At 40.4% G+C, this 22,360-nt stretch carries 28 protein-coding genes; 22 read left to right on the forward strand and 6 right to left on the reverse strand.

The genetic code is table 11. The features are described from left to right. Positions 1–10 precede the first annotated feature (10 nt). The 3 genes from yaaA to dnaA all read right to left on the reverse strand — a co-directional run bounded on the left by yaaA (position 11) and on the right by dnaA (position 3,066). Positions 11–232, reverse strand: coding sequence for a S4 domain-containing protein YaaA (gene yaaA, locus IEV27_RS07630; protein ID WP_188376883.1), 222 nt, complete (start codon positions 230–232; stop codon positions 11–13). Positions 233–402: 170 nt separating this feature from the next. Next, positions 403–1,545, reverse strand: a complete 1,143-nt coding sequence (dnaN, locus tag IEV27_RS07635) for a DNA polymerase III subunit beta (RefSeq protein ID WP_188376884.1) — start codon at positions 1,543–1,545, stop codon at positions 403–405. A 165-nt stretch (positions 1,546–1,710) separates the two neighbouring features. Then, positions 1,711–3,066, reverse strand: coding sequence for a chromosomal replication initiator protein DnaA (gene dnaA / locus IEV27_RS07640; RefSeq protein ID WP_188376885.1), 1,356 nt, complete (start codon positions 3,064–3,066; stop codon positions 1,711–1,713). Between the two features lie 666 nt (positions 3,067–3,732). Here dnaA and rpmH point away from each other — a divergent pair. The 7 genes from rpmH (at position 3,733) to rsmG (ending at position 10,186) form a co-directional block, all read left to right on the forward strand. Further along, positions 3,733–3,867 carry a 50S ribosomal protein L34 gene (rpmH, locus tag IEV27_RS07645; RefSeq protein ID WP_188376886.1) on the forward strand — a complete coding sequence of 45 codons (135 nt, stop codon included), beginning with the start codon at positions 3,733–3,735 and terminating at the stop codon, positions 3,865–3,867. Positions 3,868–3,953: 86 nt separating this feature from the next. Continuing rightward, positions 3,954–4,307, forward strand: a complete 354-nt coding sequence (rnpA, locus tag IEV27_RS07650) for a ribonuclease P protein component (RefSeq protein WP_188376887.1) — start codon at positions 3,954–3,956, stop codon at positions 4,305–4,307. 78 nt (positions 4,308–4,385) lie between these two features. Then, positions 4,386–5,147: a YidC family membrane integrase SpoIIIJ gene (gene spoIIIJ / locus IEV27_RS07655; RefSeq protein ID WP_188376888.1), complete on the forward strand. Its 762-nt coding sequence runs from the start codon at positions 4,386–4,388 to the stop codon at positions 5,145–5,147. Further along, positions 5,144–5,761 (forward strand): RNA-binding cell elongation regulator Jag/EloR, encoded by a 618-nt coding sequence (gene jag / locus IEV27_RS07660; protein ID WP_188376889.1) that lies wholly within the window; start codon positions 5,144–5,146, stop codon positions 5,759–5,761. The genes spoIIIJ and jag overlap by 4 nt, the downstream gene beginning before the upstream one ends. A 401-nt stretch (positions 5,762–6,162) precedes the next feature. Next, a complete protein-coding gene (gene mnmE, locus IEV27_RS07665) occupies positions 6,163–7,539 on the forward strand; it encodes a tRNA uridine-5-carboxymethylaminomethyl(34) synthesis GTPase MnmE (RefSeq protein WP_188376890.1) in 1,377 nt (458 codons plus the stop codon). A gap of 25 nt (positions 7,540–7,564) precedes the next feature. Next, a complete protein-coding gene (gene mnmG, locus IEV27_RS07670; RefSeq protein ID WP_188376891.1) occupies positions 7,565–9,454 on the forward strand; it encodes a tRNA uridine-5-carboxymethylaminomethyl(34) synthesis enzyme MnmG in 1,890 nt (629 codons plus the stop codon). 15 nt (positions 9,455–9,469) lie between these two features. Further along, the gene (rsmG, locus tag IEV27_RS07675; RefSeq protein WP_188376892.1) at positions 9,470–10,186 is read left to right on the forward strand and encodes a 16S rRNA (guanine(527)-N(7))-methyltransferase RsmG; all 717 of its coding nucleotides are present in this window, start codon (positions 9,470–9,472) and stop codon (positions 10,184–10,186) included. Between the two features lie 354 nt (positions 10,187–10,540). Here rsmG and IEV27_RS07680 read toward each other — a convergent pair whose 3' ends face one another. Continuing rightward, entirely contained in the window at positions 10,541–11,341 is an 801-nt protein-coding gene (locus tag IEV27_RS07680; protein ID WP_188376893.1) for an alpha/beta fold hydrolase, read from the reverse strand. Between the two features lie 108 nt (positions 11,342–11,449). Between IEV27_RS07680 and IEV27_RS07685 the strand changes: the two genes are divergently transcribed. After that, complete coding sequence (locus tag IEV27_RS07685; protein WP_188376894.1) at positions 11,450–11,947, forward strand: metallophosphoesterase family protein; 498 nt, start codon at positions 11,450–11,452, stop codon at positions 11,945–11,947. Here IEV27_RS07685 and nei read toward each other — a convergent pair. Together nei and IEV27_RS07695 are read right to left on the reverse strand one after the other, a co-directional pair. Further along, on the reverse strand, positions 11,929–12,756 hold the full coding sequence (gene nei, locus IEV27_RS07690; RefSeq protein ID WP_188376895.1) for an endonuclease VIII: 828 nt from the start codon (positions 12,754–12,756) through the stop codon (positions 11,929–11,931). The two genes, IEV27_RS07685 and nei, sit on opposite strands and share 19 nt — an antisense overlap. A 511-nt stretch (positions 12,757–13,267) precedes the next feature. Continuing rightward, on the reverse strand, positions 13,268–14,137 hold the full coding sequence (locus IEV27_RS07695; protein ID WP_188376896.1) for an SDR family oxidoreductase: 870 nt from the start codon (positions 14,135–14,137) through the stop codon (positions 13,268–13,270). A 309-nt stretch (positions 14,138–14,446) separates the two neighbouring features. Here IEV27_RS07695 and gvpQ point away from each other — a divergent pair, with 309 nt between their 5' ends. The 14 genes from gvpQ (at position 14,447) to IEV27_RS07765 (ending at position 22,349) form a co-directional block, all read left to right on the forward strand. Beyond that, the gene (gvpQ, locus tag IEV27_RS07700) at positions 14,447–15,043 is read left to right on the forward strand and encodes a gas vesicle protein GvpQ (protein ID WP_188376897.1); all 597 of its coding nucleotides are present in this window, start codon (positions 14,447–14,449) and stop codon (positions 15,041–15,043) included. Between the two features lie 21 nt (positions 15,044–15,064). Continuing rightward, positions 15,065–15,358: a gas vesicle structural protein GvpA gene (gene gvpA / locus IEV27_RS07705; protein ID WP_188376898.1), complete on the forward strand. Its 294-nt coding sequence runs from the start codon at positions 15,065–15,067 to the stop codon at positions 15,356–15,358. A gap of 57 nt (positions 15,359–15,415) precedes the next feature. Further along, positions 15,416–15,691 carry a gas vesicle protein GvpO gene (gene gvpO, locus IEV27_RS07710; RefSeq protein WP_188376899.1) on the forward strand — a complete coding sequence of 92 codons (276 nt, stop codon included), beginning with the start codon at positions 15,416–15,418 and terminating at the stop codon, positions 15,689–15,691. A 17-nt stretch (positions 15,692–15,708) separates the two neighbouring features. Continuing rightward, on the forward strand, positions 15,709–16,620 hold the full coding sequence (gene gvpN, locus IEV27_RS07715) for a gas vesicle protein GvpN (protein WP_188376900.1): 912 nt from the start codon (positions 15,709–15,711) through the stop codon (positions 16,618–16,620). Positions 16,621–16,631: 11 nt separating this feature from the next. Beyond that, a complete protein-coding gene (locus IEV27_RS07720; RefSeq protein WP_188376901.1) occupies positions 16,632–17,396 on the forward strand; it encodes a GvpL/GvpF family gas vesicle protein in 765 nt (254 codons plus the stop codon). Then, the gene (locus tag IEV27_RS07725) at positions 17,393–17,644 is read left to right on the forward strand and encodes a gas vesicle protein GvpG (protein WP_188376902.1); all 252 of its coding nucleotides are present in this window, start codon (positions 17,393–17,395) and stop codon (positions 17,642–17,644) included. The genes IEV27_RS07720 and IEV27_RS07725 overlap by 4 nt, the downstream gene beginning before the upstream one ends. A gap of 19 nt (positions 17,645–17,663) precedes the next feature. Next, positions 17,664–18,464, forward strand: a complete 801-nt coding sequence (locus tag IEV27_RS07730; RefSeq protein WP_188376903.1) for a GvpL/GvpF family gas vesicle protein — start codon at positions 17,664–17,666, stop codon at positions 18,462–18,464. A gap of 18 nt (positions 18,465–18,482) precedes the next feature. Further along, positions 18,483–18,740 carry a gas vesicle protein gene (locus tag IEV27_RS07735; RefSeq protein ID WP_188376904.1) on the forward strand — a complete coding sequence of 86 codons (258 nt, stop codon included), beginning with the start codon at positions 18,483–18,485 and terminating at the stop codon, positions 18,738–18,740. Continuing rightward, positions 18,721–19,020 carry a gas vesicle protein K gene (locus IEV27_RS07740; RefSeq protein WP_188376905.1) on the forward strand — a complete coding sequence of 100 codons (300 nt, stop codon included), beginning with the start codon at positions 18,721–18,723 and terminating at the stop codon, positions 19,018–19,020. Before IEV27_RS07735 ends, IEV27_RS07740 begins: the two co-directional genes overlap by 20 nt. A 19-nt stretch (positions 19,021–19,039) precedes the next feature. Next, positions 19,040–19,372, forward strand: coding sequence for a gas vesicle protein (locus tag IEV27_RS07745; RefSeq protein ID WP_188376906.1), 333 nt, complete (start codon positions 19,040–19,042; stop codon positions 19,370–19,372). Positions 19,373–19,401: 29 nt separating this feature from the next. Then, a complete protein-coding gene (locus tag IEV27_RS07750) occupies positions 19,402–20,325 on the forward strand; it encodes a hypothetical protein (protein WP_188376907.1) in 924 nt (307 codons plus the stop codon). 19 nt (positions 20,326–20,344) lie between these two features. Then, positions 20,345–20,713 carry a gas vesicle accessory protein GvpU gene (gene gvpU / locus IEV27_RS07755; RefSeq protein ID WP_188376908.1) on the forward strand — a complete coding sequence of 123 codons (369 nt, stop codon included), beginning with the start codon at positions 20,345–20,347 and terminating at the stop codon, positions 20,711–20,713. A 112-nt stretch (positions 20,714–20,825) separates the two neighbouring features. Beyond that, complete coding sequence (locus IEV27_RS07760; RefSeq protein WP_229734986.1) at positions 20,826–21,761, forward strand: DMT family transporter; 936 nt, start codon at positions 20,826–20,828, stop codon at positions 21,759–21,761. 150 nt (positions 21,762–21,911) lie between these two features. Continuing rightward, the gene (locus tag IEV27_RS07765; protein WP_188376909.1) at positions 21,912–22,349 is read left to right on the forward strand and encodes a DUF948 domain-containing protein; all 438 of its coding nucleotides are present in this window, start codon (positions 21,912–21,914) and stop codon (positions 22,347–22,349) included. The last annotated feature ends 11 nt before the right edge of the window (positions 22,350–22,360 follow it).

A 22,360-nucleotide genomic window follows, 5' to 3' on the forward strand; every position in this document is an offset into this window, starting at 1 on the left:
TTATTTCCGGTTACTCTTCCCGGACAACCTCGAAATCTCCAAACTCTGGAATGCTTACAATATCTCCCAGGTAAAGTTTTCGTCCACGGCGCTGCTCTCTTTCACCATTTACGTAGACTTCAAATTCCGCTAGAAAAATTTTGACCATCCCACCTGATTCTACTACATTGGTCAATTTCAGAAATTGACCAAGAGGTATATATTCAGTAGATATTTCAATACGTTCGCTCATAAATTCACCCTATTTTTCATGGTTTGTCTTATTATCTATTTTACTAAAGATATGGCATTAAGAAAAGCAAACCGAAGAATATAACAGAAAATAGCTAAATTGTCCGTTATTTCATACTAAAAATAAAAAAACCGTCATGATTTTCACATCATAACGGTTGATCTTCCATATTAATACGTTCGAACCGGCAAAATCAGTTGTAAAATTTGTTCGTCATCCACAGGACGTATTAAGAAAGGACGCATAGCACCTGTAAATTCTACTTTTACTTGATCATAATTCACAGCTTTTAAAGCATCCATCATATATTTAGCGCTGAATGAAATCTTTAATTCTTCTCCATCAATTTCATCTGCTACGACTTCTTCCACTACATTTCCAACCTCTGGAGAGTTTCCGTTGATTTCAATTTGATTGCCTTCTTTGGTAATCAGTCTGACGACATTATTGCGGTTTTCTTTCGCTAATAAAGAAGCACGATCAATCGATTGCAGTAACTCTTTTGTATCAATTTTAACGATGGTTTTACTTTGATCAGGAATCAGACGTGAAGTTTCAGGATAATTTCCTTCCAGCAGTCGTGATAGAAAATATAAGTGTTTCGTTCTAAATAACACTTGGTTTTCTGTGACACTGATTTCAATCGTCTCTTCAGAGTCCGCTAAGATCTTATTTAATTCATTTAAGCTTTTCCCAGGAATGACTACCGCAGGAATATCGCCTTGACCTTCTCTTTTTTCTAAAGGAATTTTACGGGCAGCCAATCGGTGGCTGTCTGTAGCTGTAAAGTGCAGCTCTTCATCTGCAATCTTCACGTGGACCCCGGTCAAGATCGGTCTTGTTTCAGATGAGGAAACGGCAAATACCGTTTGACGAATTAAACTTTTTAATAAATCAATCGGCAGCTCAAAACTGTCCTCAGTATGTAATTGAGGAAGTTGTGGATATTCTTCGGCATCCTGGCCATTTAAGTGGAATTCTGCTTTTCCTGATCGAATCGTTACGTTTCTTTTATCATCACTCTCAATATCTACGTTCTTTTGAGGCAGTTTACGTACGATATCAGGAAAATATTTAGCTTGTAAAACAATACTTCCGGGTTCGATGTTTTCTACATATACAATTCCATCTTCTTCAGCTGGGATAAATGATTCTATCGAAATATCAGAATCACTACCTGTTAATTTTACTCCGCTGGTTGTAGCTTCTAATTTAATTCCTGTAAGAATCGGGATTGTCGTTCGAGAAGAAATAGCTTTCATTACATTTTGAACGCTCTCCATTAATTGTTCTCTTTGTATTGAAAATTTCATGGGAGAAACTCCTCCTGTATATATTAATTATTATTTAAAAAAGTAGTAATAGAAGTAATAGGCGCTGTGGATTTGTGGATAACCTATATTCTTATAAGTCACGCGCACCTATCCACATGTGGATAGGTTGTTGATCAATGTGACTCACTTATTCACACTATTCAGCTAGTGAGATTTTAATTGTTCAGTAATTTCATCAAGTTCTCGTTGTAATTGTTGATCCGTTGCAATCATCTTAGAGATTTTTTCATGGGCATGGATGACTGTTGTATGATCTCTTCCCCCAAACTCTTCCCCTATTTTAGGTAGAGAGAAGTCTGTCAATTCTCTTGATAGATACATAGCTATTTGACGTGGAAACGCCACTGATTTCGTTCGTTTTTTAGCTGGGAAATCTTCCAACCGTATATTATATTTTTCTCCTACCATTTCCTGAATGGCTTCAATCGTAATCACACGAGGTTTAGAGCTTGGAATGATATCTTTTAAAGCTTCTGCTGCTAACGAAGCGTTTATATCATGATTAATTAAGGATGAATAAGCGACAACGCGTATGAGTGCACCTTCAAGCTCACGAATGTTTGTATCGATTTGATTCGCAATATAAAGCATGACTTCATTAGGAATATCAAGACCTTCAGCTTTTGCTTTTTTCCTTAGGATGGCGATCCTTGTTTCAAGATCCGGAGGGGTAATATCCGTGATTAAGCCCCATTCAAACCTTGAACGTAAACGATCTTCTAAAGTTGGGATCTCTTTAGGAGGACGGTCACTAGAGATCACAATTTGTTTACTTTCTTCATGAAGCGTATTAAATGTATGGAAAAATTCTTCCTGGGTTTGTTCTTTTCCAGCTAAGAATTGAATATCATCAATTAATAGAACGTCGACACTTCGGTATTTATTTCGAAAATTGACGGCTTTGTTGTCTCGAATCGAATTAATAAACTCATTCGTAAATTTCTCAGACGATAGATAAACAACCTTCGCATTGGGGTTGTGATCCAATACATAATGACCAATCGCATGCATCAAGTGAGTTTTCCCAAGTCCTACGCCCCCGTAGATGAACAATGGGTTATAGGCCTTTGCTGGCGCTTCGGCTACGGCTAACGAAGCGGCATGTGCGAATCGGTTGCCCGAACCAATCACGAATGTGTCAAACGTATACTTCGAATTAAGCATGCTTTGTGTTGATTCATCATTTCCTGAATTTCTAACATCAGGTACTTTTTTATCTGCTAACTTCACATCATCCAGACTATCATCTTTGGTCTCTGGAATAATGAATTTAGTAGATAGTTCAGCTCCAGTTACTTCATGTAACGTCTCGACGATTAGACCTTCATATTGATTTTCCAGCCAATCCCGTGCGAACTCATTTGGAGCTACAATCGTTAAGGTATTATCACTGAGAGAATCTGCTTTTGTAGCTTTCAACCAAGTTTCGAAGCTCGGTTTACTAATCTTTTCTTTCATTTTCTCTAACGTGTTGTCCCATAATTCGTGTATATTCTCCAAGATTTCACCCCTTTCTTCCGTTTAAAGAAAACAAAAAAGCCTTCCGTTCTCTTTTTCGAACGACACCAAAAGATCGAAAGGCTATTGTACAATGTTTGTTTAATGTGTAAATGACTCTTACTTAGTAAAAAGTGTGGATGCTTTTATACTTGCACCAAGCAGGATAATCCATGTTATTTTCATTATCCACACGGTTGTTGATAAGTGTTTAAACAAGTGTGTTAATAAATGTCCACACGTTATCCACAGTCTGTGTATAGTTTTTTAGGTTCATGAAATTAATTCACGGTTAAACACAAATATAATACCAGATAAAATCACTTCATGCAATGCTTTGGACAAACTTATCCACAAGCCCCACAACTTGTAGATAATGTTCTTCCACAATACTAGATTTTGTGATTATCTTGTCGATATTTGTTGTGGATACTCTAATTTGGTCAAAAAACTTATGCACAACGGGTGTGAATGTTCTCTAAATCAGTCCATTTTTCACACTAATCATTGTTATGTAACAGCTGCTGTTATATAACTGTTTCTATTTCATATGCTTCGAATTCTCCTGATTTAGGATTGACATAAAAATAGCAATTGATTATAATTATCGGGACTGCCTTTTAGATGTATGTAATGTAATTGGAATTTTCCTCAGGAGGTGTATATATAATGAAACGCACATTTCAACCAAATAACCGTAAACGCAAGAAAGTACATGGCTTCCGCAGCCGCATGAGCACGAAGAATGGTCGTAGAGTTCTTGCTCGTCGCCGCAGCAAAGGAAGAAAAGTATTATCAGCATAGGCCACTGAAATCCTCAGTGGTCTTTTTTTCTAGTTAAAGTTTAGATGAGGGCGAGAGCGCTTTTCTTTACGGAGGGGCATGAGATCATGAAGAAAACTTACCGAATTAAAAAAAATAAAGAATTTCAACAAGTCTTTCACCATGGTCAGTCATTCGCAAATCGGCAGCTTGTCCTTTATTATTTAAAGAAAAAGGATCAGTCCCATTTTCGAATTGGTCTATCGGTAAGTAAAAAAATTGGACATGCCGTTATGAGGAACCAAATTAAAAGATACTTAAGACAAGCCTTTCATGAATTGGAGGATCAAATTCAATCCGAATATGACCTCGTTATTATTGCAAGAAAACCAACTCATCAAATGGGGTTTCATGAAATAAAGAGCAGCTTGACACATGTTCTTCATAAATCCAGGCTGCTAAAGAAGAAGTCGCGAAACTGACATTTTTATATAGTCATTACCTATTAAAAAGTGCTACACTATCTTATAGTGACAGTGAATGTATAAGGAGGAAGGACGTTGCGTAACAAATGGATAGCATTACTTGCGATGACAGGTGTGCTTACGTTCTTATCCGGGTGTACCGAAATTAATCAGGAAATCACCGAGGATAGTTCAGGTTTTTGGAATGAATATATCGTTTATCCACTATCTCAAACACTACAATTCTTTGCAGATTCGACAAACGGAAGCTATGGATTGTCGATCATTATTGTAACGATCATTATTCGATTAGTATTACTTCCACTAAACGTAAAGCAGCTGAAAAGTTCAAAAGCAATGCAGGAAATACAACCTCAGCTTCAAGAATTACGCCAAAAATATAGTTCGAAAGACCAAAAAACTCAACAGCAGCTTCAGCAGGAAACCATGCAGTTATTCCAGAAAAATGGAGTAAACCCGCTGGCTGGGTGTTTACCAATTGTGGTGCAAATGCCGGTACTAATTGGGTTTTATCATGCGATTATGCGGACTGAGACGATTCAAACGCATGATTTCTTGTGGTTACAGCTAGGGACAGCTGATCCATTCTTAGCGATATTGACAGCTGCCACTACATTCTTACAGCAAAAACTAATGATGGCCGGAGGAGCGGCGGCGCAAAACCCGCAAATGCAAATGATGCTTTATATTATGCCGTTAATGATCGGTACGTTTGCATTCTTCTTCCCATCCGCACTAGCGTTATACTGGATCGTCGGTAACATCGTTATGATCTTACAAACATTATTTATACGTAAGCCAATGATGAAAGATACGACGGGAGGCACTGCCAAGTGAAGCAGCTGACTGCTACTGGAACTACAGTTGAAGAAGCGGTCCAATCAGCACTAGAACAATTACAAACATCAAAGGACCAAGTAAATGTTGAAGTCATTGATGAAGGTAAAAAAGGATTTTTTGGAGTATTTGGAACAAAGCCAGCGATCGTTAAAGTCGCCATTCAGAAGGATCCTGTGCAGGACGCCGAGTCATTCATCTTAGAAGTAGCAGAACAAATGGGGGCCCCTGTTCAAGTGAAATCAGAGACAAGCGGGCGAGACATATTTATTGAGATGACAGGTGAGAAAATCGCCATGTTGATCGGTAAACGTGGACAAACTCTTAATTCACTGCAATATCTAGCTCAATTAGCCGTCAACCGAGAAACAGATCAGTATTATACGATCGTACTCGACGCAGAAAACTATCGAGCTAGACGTAAAGAAACACTTGAAAACTTAGCTCATCGATTAGCGGATAAGGCGCTTCGGATCGGAGAAGACGTAAAGTTAGAACCAATGCCGTCCTATGAAAGAAAGATTATTCATGCTGCATTGCAAGATAACGATAAAGTAGAAACGGATTCTGCAGGAAATGAACCGAAGCGGCATATTGTGATCCGTCCGGTTTAATAGAAATACTTCTGTCAAAATTGGCAGAAGTATTTTTTATTGTTGTAGGAAATTATAAAATTCCAAACTGTGGGTATCTTTTTTAACAGAGCGACATCCAGCTTCAGCGCCCAGACACTCACGTCATAAGCAATCCACCCTGCGGAAGGGAAGGCCGGCTTCCTCCGACCGTTTTGCTTATGCGTTTCGTGTCTACCAGTGCGCTTGCGCCTTTGTTCTTGCCAAGGATTAGTGGTATAGAAAGTTATCCCCATGTGGATAATTCTTCTTAAGTCTTCCCAAAATACCCCTTGATGTGATAATCTATTATGTTAGTGAGTTTAAATAGTAGCAGTTCTTTACCTGCTTTTATCCCCATGTGGATAATGATAGATGATAAAAATTAAAGGAGGTGACCGCGTGTGGAAATGGATACGATTACGGCGATATCAACACCAATGGGAGAAGGCGCTATCGCTATCGTTCGATTAAGCGGTCCTGAGGCTGTACCCATTGCAGATACTCTATTTCGAGGAAAAGATTTAAATCAAGTGGATTCCCATACGATGCACTATGGAAAATTAATTGATCCACAAACGGATGAAGTGGCTGAAGAAGTCATGGTTTCAATTATGAGGGCCCCGAAAACTTTTACACGAGAAGATGTTGTTGAAATCAACTGTCATGGTGGACTTGTTTCCGTCAATCGTGTATTAGAAATAGCATTAGCCAGCGGAGCCCGCTTAGCTGAGCCTGGAGAATTTACGAAACGTGCCTTCATGAACGGCCGAATCGACCTTTCCCAGGCGGAAGCCGTTATGGATCTGATCCGTGCGAAAACAGATCGCGCGATGAACGTCGCTTTAAAGCAGATGGATGGCCGATTATCCCATCTTATTCAAGACCTTCGCCAAAAGCTGCTTGAAACACTCGCTCACGTGGAGGTTAATATCGATTACCCTGAATATGATGACGTCGAAGAAATGTCGAATGACATGATGCGCGAGAAAACGAAGGAAGTTTTAGAAGAAGTAGACAACCTCCTGGAAACGGCTCGCCAAGGTAAAATTTTAAGAGAAGGACTCGGGACAGCTATCATTGGCAGACCGAACGTTGGTAAATCTTCTCTTATGAACGCACTCGTCCACGAAAATAAAGCCATCGTAACGGAGATTCCGGGGACAACGCGAGACGTTATTGAAGAATACGTCAACGTCCGCGGTGTGCCGTTGCGATTAGTAGATACAGCGGGAATTCGTGAAACGGAAGATATTGTCGAACGAATCGGCGTTGAACGTTCAAGACAAGTATTAAAAGAAGCAGACCTCATTCTTCTCGTGTTAAACTATGGAGATGAATTGACCGAAGAAGATCGAAAGCTTTTTGAAGCGGTTCACGATATGAACGTGATCGTTATCGTTAATAAAATGGACCTTGATCAGAAGCTGGATCTTGATGAAGTTAAAAGGTTAGCGGCTGATCACCCCGTCATTTCGACAGCACTCATTCGTGAAGAAGGCATCGATCAGCTCGAAAACGCCATCGCAAACACGTTTTTCGAAGGCGATTTGGATGCCGGCGATATGACGTATGTCTCCAACGTTCGTCACGTCCAATTGTTGAAGCAAGCCAAGCAGGCTTTAGAAGATGCTCAAAACGGTATGGATATGGGTGTTCCTATTGATGTCGTGCAGATTGATGTCACGCGAACGTGGGAGCTGCTCGGAGAGATCATTGGAGATGCCGTTCACGAAAGTTTAATTGATCAACTGTTTTCACAGTTTTGCTTAGGGAAATAAATTTATAAAAGGAGAGACGACCAAAATGACTTACGATGCAGGGCATTATGATGTAATTGTAATTGGTGCCGGTCATGCTGGAGTGGAAGCTGGGCTTGCCGCTGCTAAACGCGGTGCAAAAACGCTTATGCTGACACTAAACTTAGATTTGGTTGCTTTTATGCCGTGTAACCCGTCCATTGGCGGACCGGCAAAAGGTGTTGTCGTCCGTGAAATCGACGCTTTAGGCGGTGCAATGGGCAAGGTAATTGATAAAACGCATATTCAAATGCGTCTTTTAAATACAAGAAAAGGACCAGCTGTACGTGCGCTTCGTGCGCAGGCAGATAAGCCTTTATATATTAAAGAAATGAAACGAGTACTAGAAAGCCAGGAGAACTTGACGCTTCGTCAAGGGATGGTGGAGAAACTGCTCGTTGAAGACGACCAAATTAAAGGGGTCGTAACTGAAACAAAAGCTGCGTATTACGCGCCAACTGTTATCGTTACAACAGGTACATTTATGCGCGGACGTGTCATCATTGGTGACCTTTCTTATGAAAGTGGACCAAACAACCAGCGTACGTCTGTATCTCTTTCTGAGCAATTAGAAGAGCTTGGCATTGAAATGGTACGCTTTAAAACAGGAACGCCAATGCGTGTAAACAGCCGTACGATTGATTATTCTAAAACTGAAATTCAGCCAGGAGAAGAGGAGCCGCGTTTCTTTTCTTATGAAACGACGGACTTTATTACCGATCAAATCCCTTGCTGGCTGACGTATACAAACGAAGAAACGCATAAAATCATTAACGATAATCTTGGATTATCCGCCATGTATTCTGGAATGATTAAAGGAACAGGGCCTCGTTACTGCCCATCCATTGAAGATAAAATTGTACGCTTTAACGATAAGCCGCGTCACCAAATTTTCCTTGAACCAGAAGGGCGTGACACGGAAGAAGTGTACGTTCAAGGGCTTTCCACATCACTGCCTGAGTATATTCAAAAGCAAATGATGGAGACGGTACCTGGTTTAGAAAAAGCAGAAATCATGCGTGCAGGGTATGCCATTGAGTATGATTCTGTCGTCCCAACAAAATTGTGGCCGACGCTTGAAACGAAGAAAATCAGCGGCCTGTTTACAGCAGGGCAAATTAATGGAACCTCAGGTTATGAAGAAGCAGCGGGTCAAGGCTTAATGGCGGGAATTAATGCTGCAGCTAAAGCTCTTGATCTTGAGACCTTAATCTTAGACCGTTCTCAAGGCTATATCGGCGTTATGATCGACGACCTAGTAACAAAAGGAACGGATGAGCCATATCGATTGCTTACGTCTCGCGCTGAGTTCCGCTTAATGCTTCGTCACGATAATGCGGATCTAAGACTAACCGAGATTGGTCACCGTATCGGAACGATCTCAGATGAACGCTACGAACGCTTCCTTAAGAAAAAGCGTTTGATCGAAGATGAGAAAAAACGTTTAGACAACGTTATTTTAAAACCGACCGAAGACGTACAAGCAGCGATTGAAGCTTCAGGCGGGAGCCCGCTAAAAGAAGCCGTTCGAGCCATGGATCTTCTTCGTCGTCCTGAAATGAAATATGACGTAATTGCAAAGTTGACGCCGAGTGAAGTACCTTTAAGCGACGATGTAGCTGAACAAGTAGAAATACAGGTGAAATACACGGGCTATATTAAAAAGGCGCTTGAACAGATTGAACGTATGCGTAAAATGGAAACAAAAACAATACCTGAAGACATTGATTACGATGACGTACATGGTTTAGCAACGGAAGCACGCGAGCGTTTGAAAGAAGTTCGCCCATTATCAGTCGGTCAGGCTTCTCGTGTGTCTGGAGTTAATCCAGCAGACGTTTCCATCCTGCTTGTTTATATTGAGCAAGGAAAAATTGCCCGCGTTTCCGGCGAATAAGGAAAGGATGACTGTATGGATACGAAGACCTTTCTAACCGCACTAAAAGAACAAGGAATCGAACTAAATGAGCAGCAGGAGAAACAGTTTCAGCACTATTTTGAGATCCTGGTGGAGTGGAATGAAAAGATGAATTTAACAGCGATCACGGATGAGGAAGGCGTGTATTTAAAGCACTTCTACGATTCATTAACCGCTGCGTTCTATTATGATTTCACTCAGCCGCTTCGCATTTGTGATGTTGGCGCGGGAGCTGGATTTCCTAGTATTCCATTAAAAATCGTTTTCCCTCACTTAAAAGTGACGATTGTCGATTCATTAAAGAAACGAATCACCTTTTTGAATCACTTAGCCCATGAATTAGGGCTGAATGATGTCGCCTTTTATCACGATCGCGCAGAGAACTTCGGCAAAAATCCGAAGTTCCGTGAAGGCTACAACCTCGTGATGGGACGTGCTGTTGCTCGCATGTCAGTCCTAAGTGAGCTTTGCTTACCTTTAACGGAAAAAGGCGGCGTCTTTATGGCGATGAAGGGGCCAAACTTAGAAGAAGAACTGCAGGATGCAAAAGTAGCCATTCAAACCGTTGGCGGTGAGTTAATCGACGTCCACACGTTTGAGCTTCCAGAGGAAGGCAGCGAGCGTAATATTGCGTTAATTGAAAAACGTCGCAAAACGCCAAAAAAATACCCGCGAAAAGCGGGAACACCAAATAAAGCACCGATTGAATAAAATGAATTCAGGATGCAACAAAACTAAATAAAGAAAAAAATAATCCGAACTGATTTCTACAAAATCGTTCGGATTATTTTTTTGTTAAAAGCATTTATACCATCGCTCCGTCAAAATACTTCGCTTTCCGTGGGCACGGCCTCAGCTTCCTCTCGCGCTGGGTACCAGGTACCGAAATTCACACTTGACACTTCGCTCTTTTACAGCTTTTCGCAACCTGGTACCCTTATGCTCCCTTGCTGAAATAGAGCTGCTCCACTGTTGCGGTATTTTGACTACGCTATGATCTGCGTTTATTCAATCGTCTGTTTTTGAAACCACTGCTTTGCCCATGTCCTGGACTTTTTTATCGTACTATAATAATTTCAGCAATTTTTCGTTAAACTTATCTCGTTCATCATACACAAGACCATGGCCGCTCTCTTCAAACGTAATTAACTCGGTGTCTGGAATGCCTTTTTGCAGCTCCAGCGCAAATTGATAGTCGCAAATTTCGTCCTTTTTCCCATGCATGAGTAAGGTTGGGACATTAATTTGATCAAGTTCTCCCCGTAAATCCTCGTCTCTTAGAGATTCTGCACAGGCAATCGTAGCGTGCGCAGCAGCCTGAAGCCCTAAACCAAGGAACCATTCCTGCAGCGCTTCTGAGATCGTCGTTTCATAAAAGTTGCTGCCGAATTCTGTAAGTGCAGCGGGACGGTCCTGCTTAATCGCATGGATCAGTCCAGTGACTTCTTCTTTTGGCATGCCATAGTTGTACCCTTCTCGTTGCGTAAAACTGGGGGCAGCCGCACCAATTAAAATCAATTTAGCTAATTCGTCATTGGCGTATTTTGTCGCATACCTTATTGAGATCGGACCTCCCATAGAGAATCCAGCTAAATAAAAATCTTTCAACTGTAAATATTCTACTACTACTTTAATATCATGCGCGAGCGTATCGTAATCATAGCCAAAAGCCGGCTTGTCCGATTGGCCGAATCCTCGTAGATCAATTCCAATAAAACGATAGCCTTTCTTCGGCAGTTCATTCATTTGATATTCAAACATTTGGTGATTGACGGGCCAACCGTGAATAAACACAATGGGTTGACCTTCTCCAATATCTTGTACGAACAATTCAACGTGGTGATCGACTTCTATTGAATGTGACATCCCATCAAACTCCTTTTATAAATTCTTCCATATTAATCTTCCCTGCTTTGCGAATGGTAAACTTTTATGTATTCTTAATGAAATAAAGGATAGAGGAGGCAGGCTGTAATGGAAATTATCGTTGTATCGGATACTCATTTACCTAAAAAGAACAAAGGTGTGCCCACTGTACTTAAAAATGAAATGAAAAAGGCGGACTTAGTCATTCATGCCGGTGATTGGCAAACGCCTGAAGTATATGAACAATTTCAGCAATTTGGTGAACTAGTTGGTGTTTATGGAAATGTAGATGGCACTGAGATGAAGGATCTCGTACCCAGAAAAGAAATGTTGCAAATTAATGGTTTTACCATCGGAGTTGTGCATGGTCATGGGGAAAAGAAAACGACAGAGAAGCGGGTGATCGAGGAATTCGAAGATGAAGAAGTAGACCTGATTATTTTCGGTCATTCTCACCTTCCACTGCTTCGTTTCGTAAAAAAGACGATGCTGTTCAATCCTGGATCGGCTACAGATAAGCGGCGCTTGCCTTATTATTCTTTTGGTAAACTAACCATTAAGGATGAAATGCGTGCCTCCCATCATTTTTATTCCTCTTTACTTTGACAGTGGGGGCAGTAATAACATCGTCTTGAACTAGCTCTGAATTTTACAATCTCGGTTCCGCAAATTCGACAAGGATCTCCTTCACGGTTAAACACCCAATGACGATATTGGTAGCGCTTAGCCCCTTGTGCTTTTAGACGTTCAGCTAATTGCAAATCATTAGTTACCCCTTTGTGCTGATAGGAACGCCACATAAGGTCAAGACTTGCCTTAGCAGCCTTTTCGAGCTGAAAAGGGGTGCAATCCATCGGTCTGAGGTCGGGGTGAATGCCAGCTGTAAATAAGATCTCGCTGCGTAAATAGTTGCCAATCCCCGCTATAAAAGCCTGGTTTAGTAAGAGAGCGGTCCATCTTCTTCGTCGAAAACGATCACTTTCAAAGCATTTTACAAGTTCATTAGCCGTAATCGGTTCGCTTAATAAATCTGGTCCTATTTTTGCAATAAAAGGGTGGTGCTCGACCTCATCATGACGCAGCACTTCTATATCTGAAGCACTGTATAGCAAGGCCGATTTCTTTTCGTTGTGGATCGCTAAGCGTAATTGCCGGTTGGTCTTTGGATAATTGTAGGCATTGCGAACATACCATTTTCCGTACAACTGATTGTGGGAATAGATGGTATAGTCATTCGAAAATTGAATGAGCATGGCTTTTCCTTTTGTATCGACATGGGTTACTTTTTGCCCTTTTAATAAATCTTCGTAATCTTGTAAATGTGAAAAAGCAAAATGAAGATCAAGCACGGTTCGATCTTTTAAAGCTTTTTCAACTTGATCTGCCGCTTGTCGTATCTCTGGTCCTTCAGGCATAAGCGTGTTCTCCTTCACATCATTTCTTTTTCTACTTCCCTAAACCTTTTAACTTAATCGCGGTAATAGGTTAAGTTCATAAAAGATCCTTCATTTATTCCTGGAAGGAAACGACTTGCTTTCCAAGGGCGAATGGTGTGCCTCTTCAGGCTGCGCCTTCAGGGGTCACACCTTATTCGTATCACCCTTAGGAGTCTCGCCGTTTCCTTTAACCCTTTTTCAATAGTAGCTATTGAGAACTAAACAGAAAGCTAGATAGGACTCTGTTGATTTCACGATGAGCGGTCGGTGGTGACGCCCGCGGCAAGCATCCACCGACAAGCGATCCGTTGAATCACGACATACTTTGAAAGCTCCTATAGATTAGAAAGAACTTTTTCAGTGGCCTCTCGAAGTGATTGAGGAGGCTTTCGTCATGCCTCGCTGAAAGCGGCGCTTTTTTCTAGTTCCTTTTCTTCAATCAAAAATGAAGGAACCTGAAGCGTATCAGGTTCCATTTCACTACCACTAATTAGCTTGTCATAATCATTCCGCCGTTAATATGAATAAACTGGCCGGTGATGTAAGTGGAATCATCAGAAGCGAGCAGAACGTAGCTTCCAACATGTTCAACCGGCTGACCCGGTCGTCCCATCGGCGTATTGGTTCCGAATTTTTCTACTTTATCTTCAGGGAATGTAGCCGGGATAAGCGGCGTCCAAATTGGTCCTGGCGCTACTCCATTTACACGTATCCCTTTATCTACTAACTGCTCAGCCATTGATCGTGTAAAAGCAACAACAGCGCCTTTCGTTGCTGTGTAATCGACTAACTGAGCGTTTCCTTTATAAGGGTTCACAGACGCCGTGTTAATAATCGCACTTCCGCTCTTCAAGTGAGGAAGGGCAGCTTTCGTTAAGTGGAACATGGAATAAATATTCGTTTTAAAGGTACTTTCCAGCTGTTCTGTAGAGATGTTCATAATATCTTCCGTCGGGTGTTGTTCAGCTGCATTATTCACTAAAATGTCTAAACCGCCTAACTCATTTACGGTACGCTCCACCGCATCTCGACAGACGGATTCTTCACCAACATCCCCAGGAATTAAAATCGCCCGTCTTCCTTCAGCTTCAACCTTTTCCTTCGTATATTCAGCGTCTTCGTGTTCATCGAGATAGGAAATGGCTACGTCGGCCCCTTCTTTTGCATAACCAATGGCAACTGAACGGCCAATGCCGCTGTCTCCTCCCGTAATTAGTGCAATTTTATTTACGAGTTTATTTCCACTACGATAATCATCGTCAGCTTGCAGCGGCAAGGGATCCATCTTGGGTTCTACGCCAGGCTGTCTCTCCTGTTCTTGTCCTGGCTGACCTTGTGTTTGTCGATCCATACGATCCATTTCTTATTCCTCCTTGGTTGAATTGCTATTCTTTTACATTGATTCCACGTCGTTCAATTTTCAAACTAAAACTTATTGGAGAAACATTATTTTAAAATAAAATATTTTAGTAATATTTGTAACAATGCTCTTAAAAAGTGAGAACGTCATTGCATTTAATTAAGATGGTATCTGTGGTGCCCTGTAACAATACATGAATAATATTCCAATTTCTGAAAAAAGCACCGGGAAGTAGGTTTTTAAGTTTTTACTTATGGGAAGAGACCCTATGTAGATCAATTACTATGGTGTCATAAAGGATGGTGGAATTTGACCCAAAATGGAAACGAGAACAACGAATCAAAAGGGATGTTGAGCAAAGTTGAAGGGGGTATGAAGAAGACAGCAAGAGCTGTTAAAAACAAGTGGCCCCGCGTTTCTAGAGTTGTAAAAAAATCCGATGATCCAATTGAAGCCAAAGAATATGCTGAAGAAGAAGTAAAAGACGAAATGAGCGATCAAATTCGTGAGCAATTTAAAAAGCAATTGCAATCGAAAGCTAATAAACTAAGTGAAAACCTGCAAGAGAAGAAAGAAGAGAATGCTGAAAAAGTCCACGAAAAAGCTGAAGAAGCTCAAGGTAAAATGCAGGAAAATTTATTAGAAGTTCGAGAGGGATTAGCTTCATTTAAAGAATCCGGGGAAGAACTGCAGGAAAAAATAGACGAGAATAAAAAATCAAGTAATTCTAATAGTAACAATAAGCTAAAAGGCGCTCAGGATATCAAAGGCGTTTCTAATATTAAAGGGTACGATCAAGTCAAAGGTACGAACGATATTAAAGGCGTTTCTAATGTTAAAAGTTACGATGAAGTGAAAGGCCCTAAAGATGTAAAAGGAATTGAAAATATAAAAACTTATTTTTAAAAAGGAGAGAGGAGAACAATTATGGCTATTCAAAAATCAACAGATAGTTCAAGCTTAGCAGAAGTAATTGACCGTATTCTAGATAAAGGAATTGTAATCGATGCATTTGTTCGAATTAACGTAGTGGGAATCGAACTTATCACTGTAGAGGCTCGTGTAGTAGTGGCAAGTGTTGACACATGGCTTCGTTATGCAGAAGCAGTTGGATTGCTTCGCGATGAGGTAGAAGAAGAAGGCCTGGGCGGGCGCTTAGCTGATCAGGACTACTCCGAGTCGAATTCACAGGAGAATGAACGAGCGCAATTTAACATTTAAAGTAAAGGAGGGCTAGAGGAGAAGCTCTAGCCTTCTTATTTACTATTTCGGAAGGTGTTGGAAAAGATGAAAATTATGGACAATGTCACGCAGTTTTTTAAAGAGCATATCGCTCCGCCTCATAAGATTATATCTGTTAAAAAACAGGAAGAAAATGAAGGCTGGAGAGTGCTTGTAGAAGTGATTGAAGAACGAGAATACATGCGGAGATATGCCCATGACGAAATGATCGGGCTATATGAAGTGACGGTGGATAACGATAAAGAAGTGACAGAATTCACACGAATAAGCCTTCGTTTCCGCAGTGATCTTGAAGAGCAGCAAGCTGAATAGAGCAGGGAGGGCAGAGAATGACGAGTTTAACAGGAAGCATCAAACCTCAATCACAGCAGGACGTCTATAACGATCCCTATTTTAAAAGTTTAATTAAACGTTCCTTACGCTATCTTTCCACTGGCTATCCTGTTCATTTTACCGGACCTTCAGGGATTGGGAAAACCACCCTTGCTCTCCATATCGCAAAACAGCGAAAAAGACCCGTCCTCCTAATAAACGGAAATAAGGATTTATCGAATGAGGATCTTATTGGTGCTTATACCGGTTATAGACGGAAAAAGCTCAATGATAACTTTGTTCGTACCGTTCATAAAATAGAGGAAAATATCTCAGAGGAATGGGTCAACGGGCGTTTGTATGAAGCAGTTAAGGAAGGTTATACCGTAGTTTATGATGAATTTACTCGGTCTCAGCCAGAAACCAACAATTTATTTTTATCAATCTTAGAGGAAAAGATTCTCCCGCTGTATGGAACGAAACGCACAGAATCTTTTATTGATGTTCACCCGGATTTCTCCATCATTTTTACAAGTAATCCGGCGGAGTATGCGGGCGTCTATCAGTCTCAAGATGCATTGTTAGATCGAATGGTGACGCTGCCCGTTGAGTATATGGATGAGGAAGCGGAAACTGCCATTGTCATGAAGAAAACAAAAATCAGCGAGAAAAAAGCTTCAGCCATCGTTGGTTTTGTTAATCGGGTCAGAGGTTTATGTGAGAATGACGTGGCAAGCTTAAGTTTACGATCCTCCATTATGATTGCTCAAGTCGTAGAGCGTTACAATATAAAAGTTAAAGGTGATAACTCTGAATTTCAGGATGTCTGCACGGATATTACTTTATTTCCATTACAAGCATGTTCAGACGAAACAGAATCATTGGAAGAGTTAAAAGAGAAAATTTTAGTTGAATGTAAGGAAGTATAGGGGGAGCTAAAGTGGAACAAGAAACCGGTATTTATATATTTTGCAGTATTCAAACGAATGAGAAGAAAGAATTTGGCACGATTCATTTTGAAGGAGAAGATCGTCAAACATTTACGATTCATTATCAAGATGCGGCCATGGTTGCTGCAGAAGTACCGATGAAAATTTACCATCCCAATAAAGAGAACCTCATGCTTCATCAGCAGGTGATTTCAAACGTAATGGCTAATGAAGATACCGTAGTACCTATCAGCTTTGGGAACGTGTTTCAATCAGAGGAAGATGTAGAAGTTTTATTAAAAAACCTTTACCCACAACTATCTAAATTGTTCCCGCAGATCAAAGGGAAAATTGAAGTAGGCTTAAAAGTCGTTGGGAAGAAAGAATGGTTGGAAAGTCAAATTTCTAAAAATTCTAAAGTAATGGAACAAAAAAGTACAGTAGCGAAGAAGTCGGAAGACGCCGGCTATTTCGATCGCATGAAGCTGGGTGAAATGGCACAGAAGTTCTTTCAATCGTTACAGAAAGAAATTGAACAAGACATTCATGATCCGTTAGTTAAACTTTCTGCTTCTGCTAAATCGAATGATCCTATTGGTGAGAAGATGTTACTCAATGGCTCTTACCTAATCGATCGAAGTAAAGAGGAACAGTTTGATAATAAGGTGAATGAACTTCACGATAAATGGCTAGATAAAGTCGATTTTAAGTACACAGGTCCTTGGCCAGCTTATAACTTTATTAATATTAAATTAAAAGTGGAGGAAAGCACATGATACAAAAACTATTCACTTTTCCGATTGACATGATTGTAAAAATTGGTGAGCACGTCAAGGAAGAAGTGGATAAGGAATATTATGACTTGGAGCACATCCAACAAAAGCTCATCCACCTTCAAATGATGTACGAATTGGATGAGGTCTCAGAGGAAGTGTATAAGAAACAAGAGGAAGAACTGCTCATGAGATATGAGACAGCTAAGAAACTCGAAATGGAGCAGTGGGAAGAACTAACGAAGCGGTAAAACAGGGGAGACTTTTACGATGAGTCAATTATTTTATTTATACGGAATCATTTCTTCATCTAATGATCAAAAGAACCTCTTCTCATCTTATCAAGGGATAGATAAAAAACATGAACTTGAAGTAAAAGAATACGGTGAACTATCAGCTGTGTTCTGTTATGTCGATGAAGAAGAATTTGGGGAAGAGGTCCTTGAAGAAAAAACAAATCAGATGGAATGGGTGCAGGAAAAAGCATTTCATCATCATGAGATGCTTATAAAGCTGCGTGAAAATGCAACCATTATTCCGATGAAATTTTGCACAATTTATAAAACGGAACAAAATCTTCAAAGCATGATTGATTCCTACCATCAACAGATGAAGGATCTCCTTCAGCAGCTGGAAGGTAAGGAAGAATGGAACTTGAAAATATATTGCGATCGCGACAAGCTTACTGAAAATGTTGGTGATCACAATTTAAATATAAAAAAGAAAAAAGAAGAAATTGCTCAACTGTCGAAAGGCCGGCAATATTTAGAATCAAGAAAGTTAGACCAATATATCCAGCAAGAAGTTGAAAAGGAGCAAGAACAGTTTTCTTCTAAGATCCATGATCAACTCACAGAATACAGCGTGGATGACACGGTTAAGAAAAACTGGAATCGTGATGTGACAGGAAGAGATGAAGAAATGTGCTGGAACAGTGCTTATCTCGTCCCCATTGAGAAGGTGGAGAGCTTCTTAGCGTTAGTGACAGAGGCTAAAAAAACCCACCAGGAGGCAGGATGGATATTTGAAGCAACGGGTCCATGGCCGGCTTATCATTTTGCAAAATTATAATAAAGCGAGGCGTCAGCGATGTCACATAGAGAGACCTATGAAAACAAAGAAATAGGATTGATCGATATTCTGGATACCGTTTTGGATAAAGGTGTCGCCATTAAGGGAGACATCATTATCTCGATTGCAGGGATCGATTTAGTGTATCTCGATTTACGTGTGCTCATTTCAGCTGTTGAGACGCTCGTGCAGTCGAACATGGATTCACAGAAATTATCATCCGAACGATTCGATCAAGAGAAGGAGGAGTTAACCTATGCCACAGAGCGATCTTAAACATCAACCACCTCAAAGCGGGCGGATTAACTTAGATCCAGAAGGGGCAGAGCAGGGACTAGCTCAGCTCGTTTTAACGGTGATTGAGTTGTTAAGGCAGCTGGTGGAACGTCATGCCATACGCCGTGTTGATGGTGGAACCCTTACAGAAGAAGAAATCGAGAATCTTGGTGTTGCACTCATGAATTTAGAGATAAAAATGGATGAGTTAAAGGACATCTTTGACCTGAAAGATGAAGACTTAAATATAGATCTAGGTCCACTCGGAAATCTGCTATAAGAAAGGAGAGTGACCAACAATGGCTATCGACAACAATGGCATCGAACATTCCACTCGAGGAAATAGTATTGTAGATGTATTGGAAACCGTACTGGATAAAGGTGTTGTGATCGCTGGAGATATTCGAGTTGGGATAGCGGATGTAGAGTTATTAACGATTAAAATCCGCTTAATCGTAGCTTCAGTTGATAAAGCAAAGGAGATTGGAATGGACTGGTGGGAAACGGATCCATTTTTAAACTCGAAAGCTGCAGAGCAAAACACGAAGCACCTTGAAGAAGAAAATAAAGAGTTACAAAAGCGAATTGAACAGCTGGAGAAAAGTGCTGGACAATCGAATCGCTTTGTTTAATAAAAAATAGACAAGAGGAGCGGATGGAAATGGGAGAGAATTCAGGAAAAAACAATCAAAACAATGAGACGGTTACTCGAGCGATCATTGGAGGACTATTGGGTACGGCTGCAGGTTTGATTATGCGTCCTCGCAAACAGAACCAGTCGAACCAATCTGAGGATCAAGAGAATACCGAAGAAAAAGAAGGTCTAAGAGAAAAAGGTAAAAAAGCTGGCAGCAAAGTTAGCGCTGGTGTGAAAAAGGCAAAAGACAAAACGAAGGAAAAAGCAGAAAGCAGCAAAGAAAAAGCTAAAAGTGCTAAAGATTCGACCAAGGAAAAAACGAAAAGTGCAGCCGGTAAATTAAAGAGATCTAAAAATAAAAATGACGATCAAGATACAGAAGAAGCAGAGGAAGAGAATGAAGAAGTAGAAGCTAGCAATGAAGAAGCAGCAGCGACGACGGAAGCTCCTGAAAAAGAAGAAAAAGAAGAAGCTGGAGAAGAGGAAGAGAACCAGCCTGAAGACGTAAATGAAGATAACAACGAAGATGAAGACGCTGACGAAGAAGAAAGTGAAGAAGAGAATGAAGAATCAAAAGCAAGCAATGAAGAAGTAGCAGCTACAACGGAAGCTCCTGAAAAGGAAGAAACAGAAGAAGCAGAGGAAGAAAAAGAAAAACAGCCTAAGAAAGCAAAACAAGAAGAAGAGACAGAAGAAGAATCTGAAGAAGATCAAGAAGAAGAAAATCAGGCCAATAAGCAACAGTCTGCTAAAAAACCAGCTTCTAAGTCTACAAAGAGCAGCAGCTCTTCTAAATCAACGTCTAACAAACCAGCAAAAAAAGATGAGAACGCTGAAAACAAACCATCATCACAGAAGAGTAAGTCTAGTACTTCCAAATCAAATAGCAAATCATCGACCAGGAAGAAAACCACTGTATCTAATAATGACGATACCACGAAAGGCTAAATAAGAAGGAGGAACTAGAATGGATGATGTACTTGTAACATTCGTAAAAGCAGCGAACAATTATGACTTTTCTTTAGATATTACTCTCAATATTAATGGTGCGCTTGTGTCCGGAACAACGATGTCGGCGGAAGAGTATTTAGAAGGCATTTCTAATGTCTTTGAAGAGGGAAATGACATCTCTCAAGCCATTAGTGAGAAGTTAGCTGAAGCAAGTAAGGCAGCAAAAGAGGAATCGAATGGGGACGTTTCTTATATCCACTTGAAGAATGCTCAAGTTTACAATGGTGATGGTGAGCCTACCCCTTCTGAAGGAGAATTTGAATGGAGAGGGAAACTTGAAGAAGTTGATGGATTTTTCTTAGGTAAAATCTCAAGTGAAGACTAGGAAGAAGCGGGATCATCTCCGCTTCTCTTTTTTTTGGAATGAAAGAGTGGTAATTTAGTAGAGAGAGTGTAAGTGACTACATAAAAGTAATTTTGTTGAGGGGAGGGTCTGTTTGTATCCTTATGTCTTAATGATTCTTGTCGTGTTTATGTATGCTGGAAATCTATTAATCGGGAAAGCGATTAATGACCTGCCCCCTTTAACGATTACATTCTTCAGGCTGCTTATTGCCTTTACGGTTCTTTTACCGATTGGATACCGCAGTGTTCTCAAACATAAGTCCTTGTTTTTGGAAAACAAAAAGCCGGTCTTAGCCTTATCTTTATCAGGTATTGCTTTGTTCAACACCTTTATTTATGGCTCTTTGCAATTCACTTCGTCTTCCAATGCCGCCATTTTAGAATCGGCTATTCCAGCGGTAACCGTGATCTTTAGTATTTATTTACTGAAAGAAAAAATTAATCAGATCCAGTCCGCGGGCGTCTTGTTATCTCTCTTTGGATCGATATGGGTCATCGTTGATGGCCGTCTTTTTCAAATCACGCATTTGCAGTGGAACATAGGTGACCTTATTATGATTGGCGCTATTTTGTCATGGGCGCTCTATTCGATCTTTGTAAAACTTTATATGTTCCGCTTTCCGCCTTATGGAGCTGTACTTGTAATCACAGGTGTAGGTGTACTACTTCTTCTGCCCGCTGTCGTCGTGGAGTGGCTGATCTTAGGGGTTCCTTCGATTTTTAGCAGAGAATATGTGGCTGGACTATTGTATTTAGGAGTTTTTCCTTCTTTCATTGCTTTAATTTTTTACAATCGAGCGGTTGAATTGTTAAGTGCTTCAAAAGCCTCCATTTTTTTAAATCTTCTTCCGGTGGTCACTATGCTGGGTGCAGGATTGTGGCTGGGTGAACAAATTACACGTATGCATGTAATAGGGGCCGCTATTGTGATGGTGGGTGTTTTATTAACGACTCAAGGAGGAAGACTGAGAGGGAAGAAGGATTTAACAGAGCAGACCTCGAATGTAGAAAGAAAGACTCAAAATTAGAAGGGCTAAAGGGTGGTGTTTGGCAGGAGTTCAAGTAGAATAAAAGTCATTTTAGTTGATTTGAAGAATTTGGTTAAAATTTGGACAGAATTTTACGTTTTGTCACTACATATTAGGGTATCTTTTACATAACAAGGAGGAATGATGGAAATGTCCTTAACAGCAATCAGTCTATTTATTATTGCCGTCTCTTTTGCACTTATCGCTATTTTTGTTGTAAAAGTTCTCAAAGCGGCCTCCAGTACCATGCAAAGCGTAGCAGGTACATTAGAAAGCGTAGAAAGTAAAATGGATGGAATTACGAAAGAATCCGAATACTTACTGCAAAAAACGAACTTACTCGCTGAGGATGTTCAGCATAAGAGTGAGTCATTGGATAGTCTTTTTACTTCACTTAACCAAGTGGGTACATCCGTAGGTCATATGAGCGAGACGATGAACCATCTTTCAGCCAGTGTTTCAAAATCTTCCGAGAAGCATTCAGAAGACATGGCGAAAGTAATGAAGTGGGGCGACACGTTCATTAATCTATATACAAAATGGAAATTAAGAAAACAAACCTTCCAATCTCGAACGGATAATGAATAAGTAAATCGAAA

Source organism: Halobacillus andaensis (assembly GCF_014636475.1).
In the GTDB taxonomy this organism is placed as follows: domain Bacteria; phylum Bacillota; class Bacilli; order Bacillales; family Halobacillaceae; genus Halobacillus_A; species Halobacillus_A andaensis.